The following is an 11,741-nucleotide window of genomic DNA, read 5'->3' as shown; positions in this document are numbered from 1 at the left end:
ACGACATGGTACGGTGAAGAGTCGCCGGGAAGGGCCCCGGCGCGGCTGGCTGCACCCTCATGCGGCCCGCCACCCTCTTAACACGCACCATGCGGACCCGTGCGCCCACCGGGCCTGGATCTGCGGGTGACGAATCCATCGAAGGAGCCACGTGTCGCTCGACACCGCCACCAAGAACCAGATCATCGCCGAGTACGCGACCACTGAGGGTGACACCGGATCCCCGGAGGTCCAGGTCGCGCTGCTGACGCGCCGCATCAACGATCTGACCGAGCACCTGAAGGAGCACAAGCACGACCACCACAGCCGCCGCGGTCTGCTGCTGCTGGTCGGACGTCGTCGCCGGCTCCTGAAGTACCTCTCGAACAAGGACATCAACCGCTACCGGCAGCTGATCGAGCGACTCGGGCTGCGCCGCTAGCACGGTGAGGGAGTGGCCCGCCGGGCCGCTCCCTCCCTCATATGGCCGGCGGGCCCGCCCGGCCCCGGCCGCCCAAACTTCAGACAAGCCTCGCGGACACCGCTGGTGCGGGCCGGTCCTCGGTAGTGGCTTCCGGATCCGTGCCGCCGCGTCGGCGGCGCTCTCGATCCGGGTGCTTCGATCGAAGACCGGCAGCGTGACAGCCAACGGGAAACGGCCGCGAGGACCGACATGGAACCCTGGAGGTTTCCCGTGACAGAAGCCGTGCGCATCGACGGTGCGCAGAGCACCGAAGCCGTGATCGACAACGGCACGTTCGGCACCCGCACCATCCGCTTCGAGGCCGGCCGGCTGGCCCGGCAGGCGGCCGGCTCCGCCGTCGCCTACCTCGACGACGAGACGATGGTCCTCTCGGCGACCACCGCGTCCAAGAAGCCCAAGGAGAACCTGGACTTCTTCCCTCTGACGGTGGACGTCGAGGAGCGGATGTACGCGGCCGGGCGCATCCCCGGCTCGTTCTTCCGCCGTGAGGGCCGCCCGTCCGAGGACGCGATCCTGACCTGCCGGCTGATCGACCGGCCGCTGCGCCCGTCGTTCACCAAGGGCCTGCGCAACGAGATCCAGGTCGTCGAGACGATCATGGCGCTGCACCCCGACCACCTGTACGACGTCGTGGCGATCAACGCCGCCTCGATGTCCACGCAGCTGGCCGGGCTGCCGTTCTCCGGCCCGATCGGCGGCGTGCGCGTCGCGCTGATCGACGGCCAGTGGGTCGGCTTCCCCACCCACCCCGAGCTGGAGCGCGCGACGTTCGACATGGTCGTCGCCGGCCGGGTGCTGCCCGACGGCGACGTCGCGATCATGATGGTGGAGGCGGAGTCCACCCGCGACACCATCCGGCTCGTCGGCGAGGGCGCGACCGCGCCGACCGAGGAGACCGTCGCCGAGGGCCTCGAGGCGGCCAAGCCGTTCATCAAGGTGCTGTGCAAGGCGCAGAGCGACCTCGCGGCCGTCGCCGCGAAGGAGACCGCCGAGTACCCGATCTTCCTGGACTACCAGGACGACGTCCTCGCCGCCGTCACCGACGCCGTCAGCGGGGACCTGTCCCAGGCGCTGACCATCGCCGGCAAGCAGGAGCGCGAGGCCCGGCTCGACGAGATCAAGGCGGCCGCCGCCGAGAAGCTCGCCGAGCAGTTCGAGGGGCGCGAGAAGGAGATCTCCGCCGCCTACCGCGCCGTCACCAAGAAGCTGGTCCGCGAGCGGGTCATCCGCGACGGGCTGCGCATCGACGGCCGCGGCCTGAAGGACATCCGCCAGCTGACCGCCGAGGCGCACGTCATCCCGCGCGTGCACGGCTCGGCGCTGTTCGAGCGCGGCGAGACGCAGATCCTCGGCGTGACGACGCTGAACATGCTCCGCATGGAGCAGACGATCGACACGCTGAACCCCGAGCGCACCAAGCGCTACATGCACAACTACAACTTCCCGCCGTACTCCACCGGCGAGACCGGGCGGGTCGGCTCCCCGAAGCGCCGCGAGATCGGCCACGGCGCCCTCGCCGAGCGCGCCCTGATCCCGGTGCTGCCCTCGCGCGAGGAGTTCCCGTACGCGATCCGGCAGGTGTCGGAGGCGCTCGGCTCCAACGGCTCCACCTCGATGGGCTCGGTGTGCGCGTCCACCATGTCGCTGCTGGACGCGGGCGTCCCGCTCCGGCAGATGGTGGCGGGCATCGCGATGGGCCTGATCAACGAGGGCGACGAGTACGTCACGCTGACCGACATCCTCGGCGCCGAGGACGCGTTCGGCGACATGGACTTCAAGGTCGCCGGCACCCGTGACCTGATCACGGCGCTGCAGCTCGACACCAAGCTCGACGGCATCCCGGCCTCGGTGCTGGCCGCCGCGCTGAAGCAGGCCAAGGGCGCCCGCCTGGCGATCCTGGACGTGATGCAGGAGGCCATCGAGGCGCCCGCCGAGATGAGCCCGAACGCGCCGCGGATCATCACGATCAAGGTCCCGGTCGACAAGATCGGCGAGGTCATCGGCCCCAAGGGCAAGATGATCAACTCGATCCAGGACGACACCGGCGCCGACATCACGATCGAGGACGACGGCACCATCTACGTCGGCGCCACCGACGGGCCGTCCGCCGAGGCCGCGCGGCAGGCGATCAACTCGATCGCCAACCCGCACATGCCGGAGGTCGGCGAGCGGTTCCTCGGGACCGTGGTCAAGACCACGACGTTCGGCGCGTTCGTGTCGCTGCTGCCCGGCAAGGACGGCCTGCTCCACGTCTCGCAGATCCGCAAGCTGCACGGCGGCGCCCGGATCGAGAACGTCGAGGACGTCATGGGCGTCGGCGAGAAGATCCAGGTCGAGGTCACCGAGATCGACCAGCGCGGCAAGCTGTCGCTGGTGCCGGTCGAGGTGGTCGAGCGGGAGAACGCCGACAAGGCCGAGCGCGCCGAGGGGGGCGCGGGCGAGGAGGCCCCGGCCGCGTCCGGCGAGGGCGACGGCGACTCCGGCGAGCGCCGGGAGCGGCGCGACGACGGGCGCGGTGGCCCGCGCCGCCGCCGTACCCGCCGCGGCTCCGACGACGCCGGCCAGCGCAACTCCTGATCCAGGCCATGACCGGCCGGCCGGCTCCGCAGCCCCGATGGGGCCGCGGAACGGCCGGCCGGTCGCTTTCCCCCGACGGAATGTGAGCGACACGTGACCCTGCCGGCGAGGGCGCAGGAGCCCGGCACCACCACCACGATCCACACCGACGGCGCCGGCGCGGTGCGCCGCACCGTCCTGCCCGGCGGGTTGCGGATCATCACCGAGACCATGCCGACCGTGCGCTCGGCCGCGTTCGGCATCTGGTCGGCGGTCGGCTCCCGCGACGAGGCCCCCGCCGACGCCGGCGCCAGCCACTACCTGGAGCACGTGCTGTTCAAGGGCACGAGGCGGCGGTCGGCGCTGGAGATCTCCGCGGCGATCGACGCGGTCGGCGGCGACCTCAACGCGTTCACCGCCAAGGAGTACACCTGCTACTACGCGCGGGTCCTGGACTCCGACCTCCCCCTCGCCGTGGACGTGGTCTCCGACATGGTCGCGGCGTCGGTGAACCGCCCCGAGGACGTCGAGGCCGAGCGCGGCGTGATCCTCGAAGAGATCCACATGCGCGACGACGACCCGGGCGACCTGATCCACGACGAGTTCGCCACGGCGCTGTACGGCGACACCCCGCTCGGGCGCCCCATCCTCGGCACCGAGCAGTCGATCAACGACCTGTCCCGGGACCGGATCCACGGCTACTACCGGGAGCACTACGTCCCGTCCAACCTGGTGGTGTCGGTGGCGGGCAACATCGACCACGACGAGGTGGTCCGGCTGGTGTCCGGCGCGTTCGCCGAGCACCTGCACGGCGACGCCGCGCCCGCCGCGCCCCGGGTGGACGGCGCGCCCGTGCCCCTGGACCCGCGCAGCGTGGTGATCGACAAGGACACCGAGCAGGCCCACATCATCATCGGCGGCGCCGGGACGTCGCGCACCGACGAGCGCCGGTTCGCGCTCGGCGTGCTGAACGCGGCGCTCGGCGGCGGCATGTCGTCCCGCCTCTTCCAGGAGATCCGGGAGAAGCGCGGCCTCGCGTACTCCGTCTACAGCTACACGGCCCAGTACGCCGACTCCGGCGTCTTCGGCGTCTACGCGGGCTGCCAGCCCGCCAAAGCCGAGGAGGTCCTGTCGATCTGCCGTGAGGAGCTGGCCGGGGCGGCCGGGTCGGGCCTCACCGACGAGGAGCTGGAACGCGGCAAGGGCCAGCTGCGCGGCGCCATGGTCCTCGGGCTGGAGGACACCGGCTCCCGCATGAGCCGCATCGGCAAGAGCGAGCTGGTCTACGAGTCGCTGCTGCCCGTCGAGGAGGTGCTGGCGCGCATCGAGGCCGTCACGCTCGACGACGTCCGCGCCATCGCCCGCGACGTGCTGTCGGGCCCGCAGGCGCTCACCGTGATCGGTCCGGTGGGGGACCGCGAGTTCGGCGCCTGACGGCCGGCCTCCGGCCTCCCCGGGACGGACGGCCGCCGACTTGTTAAACGGACCGGGGTCCGCTACTCTCGCCAGAGTAAGCGGACTCTGGTCCGTATGCTTGCCGAGAGGATCCGTCATGTCCCGTCTGCTGCACATCTCCGCGTCCCCGCGGTCCGCCGCCTCCGAGTCCCTGGCGATCGCCGGGGTGTTCGCGGACGCCTACCGCGAGACCCACGGCGACGTCGTCGACCACCTCGACCTGTGGGATGCCGGCCTTCCCGCGTTCGGCCCCGCCGGGGCCGGGGCGAAGATGGCGGTGTTGGCGGGGGAGGAGCCGTCCGGCGAGCAGGCCGCCGCCTGGAGGGCCGCCTGGGAGGTCTTCGAGCGCTACGACGCCTACGACCGCTACCTGTTCAGCGTCCCGATGTGGAACTCCAGCGTCCCCTACATCCTGAAGCAGTTCATCGACGTCGTCTCGCAGCCCGGATGGGTGTTCCGCTTCGACCCCGAGAAGGGCTACACGGGCCTCCTCCAGGGAAAGAAGGCCGCCGTCGTCTACACCAGCGCCGTCTACGGCGAGGGCCGTCCGCCCGAGTTCGGCCGCGACCACCAGGCCCCGTTCCTCGAGGGCTGGCTGCGCTGGACGGGCGTCACCGACATCAGCACGGTCGAGTTCCGCCCCAACCTCGCCACGGCCGACGCCGACAGCGGCCGCCGCGCCGCGCACGCCGAGGCGCGGGAGCTGGGCAAGCGTTTCTGACGATAGGCTCGGGGCGAGGCCAACCAGGAGGAACACGTGACAAAGGTCGGGGTGCTGGGCGCGCAGGGGCGGATGGGCGCCGAGGTGTGCCGTGCCGTGGAGAAGGCCGACGACATGGAGCTCGTCGCGGCCGTCGACCAGGGCGACGCGCTCGACGCGCTGACCGCCGCCGAGGTCGTCGTCGACTTCACCCACCCCGCCGTCGTCATGGACAACCTCCAGTGGTGCGTGGAGCGCGGCCTGCACGCCGTCGTCGGCACCACCGGGTTCGACCCGCCCCGGCTCGACACGGTCCGCTCCTGGCTGACCGACGAGTCGTCCGGGAACGTGATCATCGCTCCGAACTTCGGGATCGGCGCGGTGCTCATGATGCACTTCGCGCAGAAGGCGGCCCCGTTCTTCGAGTCCGTCGAGATCGTCGAGACGCACCACCCGAACAAGGCGGACGCCCCGTCCGGCACCGCCTACCGCACCGCGGAGCTGGTGGCCGCCGCGCGCGCCGAGGCGGGCGTCGCCCCGTCCCCTGACGCCACCACCTCCGGGGTCGACGGCGCCCGGGGCGCCGACGTGGACGGCGTCCGCGTGCACGCCGTCCGCATGTCCGGCGCCGTCGCCCACCAGGAGGTGGTCCTCGGCGGCCACGGCGAGCTGTTCACCATCCGGCACGACGCGATGAACCGAGAGTCGTTCATGCCCGGGGTACTGCTGGCCGTCCGCAAGGTCCCCGAACTCGACCGCCTCACGCTCGGCATCGAGGCGCTCCTCGGCCTGTGATGGACTTCGACGCCGAGCCCTGGGACTACCTCGCCGCCTCCGAGGCGATCGACATCGAGCACCCGCTCGTCCAGTCGGTCGCCGCGCGGCTGCGCATCGGTGACGACATCGCCTTCGCGCACGCGGCCTTCGACCACGTCCGCGACGAGATCGCCCACTCCATGGACACCGGCGACACCCGCGTCCCCTGGCGGGCCTCGGACGTCCTCGAACAGCGCACCGGCCTCTGCTTCGCCCAGTCCCACGCCTACGTCGCCCTCCTGCGCGCGGGCGGCATCCAGGCGGGCCTGTGCTACCAGCAGCGCCCCGGCTTCGTCCACGGACTTGCCGCCGCCCTCATCGACGACCGCTGGGTCCGCCTCGACCCCCGCGACCCGGCCGTGGACTTCTCGGCCTCCGACGACGCCCTGGCCTATCCGGACGACCCGATCCACCCGACGGTCCACGCGGCCCCGCATCCCACGGTCCTGAACGCCCTGAAGGGCATGACGACCCTCGACGCCGCGGCCCTTCCCGCCGCCCTTTGATGCGCGTCCGCCCGGCGGCGCCCGCCGACTACGACCGCGTCGTCGCCGTGGTGGACGCCTGGTGGGGCCGCGAGGTCCACGGGATCCTGCCCCGCCTCTTCCTCGACCACTTGCACCGCACCAGCCTCGTCGCCGAGCACGGTGACGACCTCGCGGGCTTCCTCGTCGGGTTCCTCTCCCCGTCCGTCCCCGACACCGCCTACATCCACTTCGTCGGCGTGAACCCCGCCTTCCGCGGCACCGGTCTGGCCCGCCGCCTGTACGAGGACTTCTTCGCGCTGGCCCGGGCCGACGGCCGCACGACCGTCCGTGCCCTGACCTCGCCTCAGAACGCCGGCTCCATCGCCTTCCACGAGGCCATGGGCTTCAGCGTCGAGCACGCCCCCTCCCACGACGGCCCGGAGAGGCCCAGAGTCCTCTTCCAGCGCTCCCTCTCCTGAGGCGCGCCTCAGCCGGGGTAGGCGAGGTCGAGGGCGGCGAGGCGGTCCGGGTCGGCGAGGATGTCGATCGCGGCCACCCTGCCGCCGGCGACCGTGAAGCACAGGACCGAGCGCGGGCTTCCGTCCTCGAACCACACGCTCCCGGCGGTCCCGTTGACCAGGGCGGGCACGAGCACGCCCGGGGCCGTGCTGCGGAACATGAGGGCCTGGCCTGCGACGTTCCGCGCGCCGTCGACCTGCGTCCAGCCGCCGGGCATGGCGCCGACGTCGGCGCGCAGCACCACGTCCGGGTGCAGGACGGCGACGAGCGCCTCGAAGTCGCCGTCGTGGGCGGCGGCGTTGAAGGCCTCGACGACCGCGCGCTGCCGGGCGGGGTCGCGTTCGGGCTCCGGGGCCGTCCCGCGCACCCTGCGGCGGGCGCGGCTGGCCAGTTGGCGGGCGGCGGCGGGGGAGCGTCCGACGATGGACGCGATGTCCTCGAACGGCACCCCGAACGTGTCGTGCAGGACGAACGCCAGACGCTCGGCCGGTGTCAGGGACTGCAGCACCACCAGGAGCGCGAGCCCGACCGAGTCGGCCACCAGCGCCTCGTACTCGGGGTCGGGCCCGTTCAGGGAGCTGACGACCGGGTCGGGGAGGCGCTCCTCCAGCGGGTCCTCGCGGCGGGACGTGCGCGAGCGCAGCATGTCCAGGCACACCCGTCCCACGACGGTCGTCAGCCAGCCGCCCAGGTTCTCGATGTCGTCCGCGTCGGACCGGCTGAGCCTGAGCCACGCCTCCTGGACGGCGTCGTCGGCCTCCGCGAGCGAGCCCAGCATCCGGTACGCGACCGCCTTCAGATGCGTGCGGTGCCCTTCGAACCGCTCGGCCAGGAACTCGCGCTCGTCCATCACGTCCCCCTCTGTACCACTGGTCATTACCCTGACGGACGCCGCGGCGTGGATGTGACCGGGGTTGTGCGGGCCTCGCGGCGGGCCTAGCGTTCGGCGGGTGGATGCGACGTTCGCGCGGGACATGTGGAAGGTCATCGAGCCCCTGCACGCGGTGACCTACTTCGCCGAGGAGTGCCGGGCGGCCAACGCCGAGGCAGGCCTCAAGGGCTTCTGGATGGGCTACTTCGGAAGCCGGGGCGCGCCGCTCGGCGCGGTGTCGGCGGGGACGATCCAGGCCACCTTCTTCGGCTTCCACCCCGCACGGGTACGGCGGGCCATACCGGACGCGTGGAAGTTCGCATCCCCGGAGAGCATCCTCCGGGGAAGGAGCGACGCGGCGGCGCGCGCACTGCGCAGAACCTTCCCCGGCATCGAGGACGTGGCGCTCAAGGCCGCACCGCTCCTGGAAGAGGCCGTGATGGCGGCGGACGCCTCCGGCCGTCCGCTGTTCGCGGCAAACCGCGACCTGCCCGTCCCAGAGGACCCCGTAGAGGCGCTCTGGCAGACGACGACGTCCTTGCGCGAGCACCGCGGGGACGGCCACGTCGCCCTGCTCACCGCCGAGGGACTGAGCGGCTTGGAGGCGAACGTCCTGGTGTCGGCCCTGGGCACGGTCCCTCCGGAGCGGTTCTACGAAAGCCGCGGCTGGTCCCCCGAGGACTGGTCCGAGGCGACCGAGTCACTGGCCCGGCGCGGCCTGGTGGACCGGGGAGAGGCCACCGCGGCCGGACGCGACCTGAAGACGCGCATCGAACAACGCACGGACGAACTGGCAGCCGCCCCCTACCAGGCCCTGACGGACCCCAGAAGCCTCTACGAGTCCCTCCTGCCGGCGGCCAGGGCCGCGGCGAACGAGATGCCGTTCCCCAACCCGATAGGCCTCCCCAGACCGGCCTAGCGCGGAGAGCCGCCCCTCAGGCCTGCCCGCGCTGCCAGGGCTCCCACTCGTCGGTGGGAATCTCGAGGCCGAACGGCTCCGGCAGCTTGACCGCCTCACCGAACTCCCAGCTCACCGCCTCGACGTAGTCACCGGACGCGGTGTCGGGCGAACTGAAGAGCGTCGTCCGGGCTTCCCTGGGGTCGCGGTCGACCAGCAGGTAGAACGGGATCCCGACCCGCGCGTACCCGTTCCACTTGGTCGGCCTGAACCGCTTCTTACCGGGAAGGCGGTCCTCGGCGCCGGTACTCGGCGAGGTGACCTCGAGAACCAGCGTGAGATGGTGCGGGAGGATCTTCTTGAGCTGCGCCGAATTGGCCTGCTGGTCGTTCTGCTCGCTGAGTACGCAGAGGTCCGGGATGTATCCATCGTGGATTTCGCTCAGGTTCACGTCCTGCGTGTGGATGCAGCGCCACGGGAAGGCGGGGTCGAGCAGTTGGGCCGCGAAGAACCTCTCGTTGATGCTGCGGACGATGACATTGTGGGCGTAATCCGGCCCAGGCGACACGGTGATCTCCCCACCGACGATCTCGACACGGGTGCCGTCGTGGGGGAGATCCAGTACGTCGGCGAGCTCGTCCCGCATCCAGAGGTTGTAGGGGGTGTCGGGGAGCTCGCGGTGATAGTGAACCGGGGCAAGAATGTTCACTTTAGGTGATTCCTCCATCACGCTCGGCTCCCATCAGCTTAGAGACCGTGTGTAGTCAGCGTACCCAGGATCGGTTAACTCGCCGGAGACAACACGTGTGGAGGGGCGGGTCAGTGGTGGGATTTGGAGAGGTCCATCTCGCGGATGGTGCGGTCCACTCCGGCGGCGGCGTAGGCGGCGGCCTCGTCGAGGGTCTCGTTCTCCAGGAGGGCCGCGGCCAGGGAGTCCAGCTTGTCGCGGTTGGCGCGGAGGGTCTCCAGGGCCTCGGCGTAGCACTCGTCGACGATCCGGCGGGCCTCGAGGTCGACGGCGTCCAGGGTGCCCTGGGCGGCGTACTGGCCCATCGGGTCCGAGCCGTCCGGGGGCAGGATCGACAGCGGGCCGATCTTCTGCGACATGCCCCAGCGGCCCACCATGCCGCGAGCGATCTTGGTGACCTGCTCCAGGTCGCTCTCCGAGCCGGTGGTGATCACGCCGAAGACCAGCTCCTCGGCCGCCATGCCGCCGAGCGCGCCGATGATGCGGCCGCGCAGGTAGCGCTCGTCGTAGGCGTAACGGTCGTCGTCCGGGGTGGACACGGTGACGCCGAGCGCCCGGCCGTGCGGGACGATCGTGATCTTGCGGACGGGGTCGGCGCCCGGCTGCAGCATGCCGAGCAGGCCGTGCCCGGACTCGTGGTAGGACGTGCGGCGGCGCTCCTCGAAGGGCATGACCAGGGAGCGCCGGGTGCCGAGCTGCACCTTCTCCAGCGCGCTCTGGAAGTCGTCCATGTCCACGGCGCCCTTCTCGCGCTTCACGGCGAGCAGGGCGGCCTCGTTGACGAGGTTGGCCAGTTCGGCGCCGGTCATCCCGGGCGTCATCCTCGCGATCGACAGGAGGTCGGCGTCGGCGGCGAGCGGGACGTCGCGGGTGTGCACGCCGAGGATCGCGACGCGCCCGTCGAGGTCGGGCGGGGACACCGCGACCTGCCGGTCGAACCGGCCCGGGCGCATGAGGGCCGGGTCCAGGATGTCGGGGCGGTTCGTCGCGGCGATCACGACGACGCCCTCGGAGCCGGAGAAGCCGTCCATCTCGGTGAGGATCTGGTTGAGGGTCTGCTCGCGCTCGTCGTGCCCGCCCATGCTCGCGCCGCCGCCCCGAGCCCGCCCGATCGTGTCGATCTCGTCGATGAAGATGATCGACGGGGCGGTCTTGCGGGCCTCGGTGAACAGCTCGCGCACGCGGGCCGCTCCGACGCCGACGACCATCTCGATGAACTCCGAGGCCGCCGCGGAGTAGAACGGGACGTCGGCCTCGCCGGCGACGGCGCGGGCGAGCAGCGTCTTGCCGGTGCCGGGCGAGCCGGTCAGCAGCACGCCGCGCGGGACGCGGGCGCCCATGCGGCGGTACTTGCCGGGGTCCTTGAGGAAGTCGACGATCTCGCTGAGCTCCGCCTCGACCTCGTCGATGCCGGCGACGTCGGCGAACGTGGCGCGCTTGTCGTCGGGGGCCACGGGCTTGGGGGAGCGGTTGAAGCCGCCCATGAGACCGCCCCCGCCGCCGGCCATGCGGCGCTGCAGCCAGACCATGACGCCGATCCACAGGCCGACGAACAGCAGGGTCGGCAGCAGCGACAGCAGCAGGTTGGCGAGCAGGCCGCGGTCCTCGTTGACCGGCTTGGCCTCGACCTCGACGCCCTTGGCCACCATCTCCGTGTAGATCTTGTCGTCGGCGAACGCGGGACGCAGCGTCTCGAACGAGGCGTAGGTCTTCTCCCCGTGCCCGGGGACGGGCCGCTTGCTCTTCAGCTGGCCCTGGATCTGGTAGCCCTTGGTGTAGACGTCCTTCACGTTCCCCGCGGCGACCTGCTGGGTGAACGCCGTGTAGGGGATCGTCACCCGCTCCTTCTGCCCGGTGAGGTGCATGGAGACGTAGCTCAGCCCGAAGACGGCCAGCAGCAGCGCCCAGAAGACCGCGTTGTTCCTGTTCGGCCTCCACCCGCCCCCGCGCAGCCCGCGCGCCCGGCCGTCCCGCCGGTCGGGGACGCCTTCGGCGCGCCACGGCTGCTCGGGGTCGCGACGGGGCGGCACCGACTGGCGCCTGCCGGGCTCGGTCGTCCCGGAGCGCTGCGCCCCGTGCGGCGGCGTCCCGTTCGGTCGCGGTGTCCCGTCGGGCTGTGGCGCGGGTCGCTCGTCCGGCACGTGTCGCATCTCCCCGTCCAAGGCGTCCCGCGGGCCGGGGCGCTCAGGTGTTCACACTGGTGCCCGGCGCCGCGGCGCCGGGTCCGGAACCCGGGGGCTCCGGGGAG

11 protein-coding genes are annotated in these 11,741 nt (G+C 71.6%); 8 read left to right on the top strand and 3 right to left on the bottom strand.

All coding sequences use genetic code 11. The annotated features are described in order from the left end of the window. Nucleotides 1-151: 151 nt before the first annotated feature. The 7 genes from rpsO to FKD65_RS11405 all read left to right on the top strand — a co-directional run bounded on the left by rpsO (nt 152) and on the right by FKD65_RS11405 (nt 6,936). Nucleotides 152-421: a 30S ribosomal protein S15 gene (gene rpsO, locus FKD65_RS11435; protein ID WP_021599383.1), complete on the top strand. Its 270-nt coding sequence runs from the start codon at nt 152-154 to the stop codon at nt 419-421. Between the two features lie 270 nt (nt 422-691). Next, nucleotides 692-3,040 carry a polyribonucleotide nucleotidyltransferase gene (locus tag FKD65_RS11430; protein WP_141586747.1) on the top strand — a complete coding sequence of 783 codons (2,349 nt, stop codon included), beginning with the start codon at nt 692-694 and terminating at the stop codon, nt 3,038-3,040. Nucleotides 3,041-3,133: 93 nt separating this feature from the next. Further along, a complete protein-coding gene (locus tag FKD65_RS11425) occupies nt 3,134-4,453 on the top strand; it encodes a pitrilysin family protein (protein WP_141577429.1) in 1,320 nt (439 codons plus the stop codon). Nucleotides 4,454-4,571: 118 nt separating this feature from the next. Beyond that, nucleotides 4,572-5,195: an FMN-dependent NADH-azoreductase gene (locus tag FKD65_RS11420; protein ID WP_141577428.1), complete on the top strand. Its 624-nt coding sequence runs from the start codon at nt 4,572-4,574 to the stop codon at nt 5,193-5,195. A 36-nt stretch (nt 5,196-5,231) separates the two neighbouring features. Then, nucleotides 5,232-5,969, top strand: a complete 738-nt coding sequence (gene dapB, locus FKD65_RS11415) for a 4-hydroxy-tetrahydrodipicolinate reductase (RefSeq protein WP_141577427.1) — start codon at nt 5,232-5,234, stop codon at nt 5,967-5,969. After that, nucleotides 5,969-6,496 carry a transglutaminase family protein gene (locus tag FKD65_RS11410; protein ID WP_141577426.1) on the top strand — a complete coding sequence of 176 codons (528 nt, stop codon included), beginning with the start codon at nt 5,969-5,971 and terminating at the stop codon, nt 6,494-6,496. Before dapB ends, FKD65_RS11410 begins: the two co-directional genes overlap by 1 nt. Next, nucleotides 6,496-6,936, top strand: coding sequence for a GNAT family N-acetyltransferase (locus FKD65_RS11405; RefSeq protein WP_141577425.1), 441 nt, complete (start codon nt 6,496-6,498; stop codon nt 6,934-6,936). The genes FKD65_RS11410 and FKD65_RS11405 overlap by 1 nt, the downstream gene beginning before the upstream one ends. An 8-nt stretch (nt 6,937-6,944) precedes the next feature. Here the strand turns inward: FKD65_RS11405 and sigJ are convergent, their stop codons facing one another. Then, complete coding sequence (gene sigJ, locus FKD65_RS11400) at nt 6,945-7,826, bottom strand: RNA polymerase sigma factor SigJ (protein WP_141577424.1); 882 nt, start codon at nt 7,824-7,826, stop codon at nt 6,945-6,947. A 100-nt stretch (nt 7,827-7,926) separates the two neighbouring features. Between sigJ and FKD65_RS11395 the strand changes: the two genes are divergently transcribed. Next, nucleotides 7,927-8,766 carry a hypothetical protein gene (locus FKD65_RS11395; protein ID WP_205718631.1) on the top strand — a complete coding sequence of 280 codons (840 nt, stop codon included), beginning with the start codon at nt 7,927-7,929 and terminating at the stop codon, nt 8,764-8,766. 16 nt (nt 8,767-8,782) lie between these two features. Here the strand turns inward: FKD65_RS11395 and FKD65_RS11390 are convergent, their stop codons facing one another. Both FKD65_RS11390 and ftsH read right to left on the bottom strand, forming a co-directional pair. Beyond that, nucleotides 8,783-9,472 (bottom strand): Uma2 family endonuclease, encoded by a 690-nt coding sequence (locus FKD65_RS11390; protein WP_141577423.1) that lies wholly within the window; start codon nt 9,470-9,472, stop codon nt 8,783-8,785. Between the two features lie 92 nt (nt 9,473-9,564). Next, nucleotides 9,565-11,634 carry an ATP-dependent zinc metalloprotease FtsH gene (ftsH, locus tag FKD65_RS11385; RefSeq protein WP_240810088.1) on the bottom strand — a complete coding sequence of 690 codons (2,070 nt, stop codon included), beginning with the start codon at nt 11,632-11,634 and terminating at the stop codon, nt 9,565-9,567. Between the last annotated feature and the right edge of the window lie 107 nt (nt 11,635-11,741).

The sequence above is a fragment of the Actinomadura sp. WMMA1423 genome (assembly GCF_006547145.1).
Lineage (GTDB): Bacteria > Actinomycetota > Actinomycetes > Streptosporangiales > Streptosporangiaceae > Spirillospora.
This window is presented reverse-complemented; position numbering and strand designations above follow the sequence as displayed.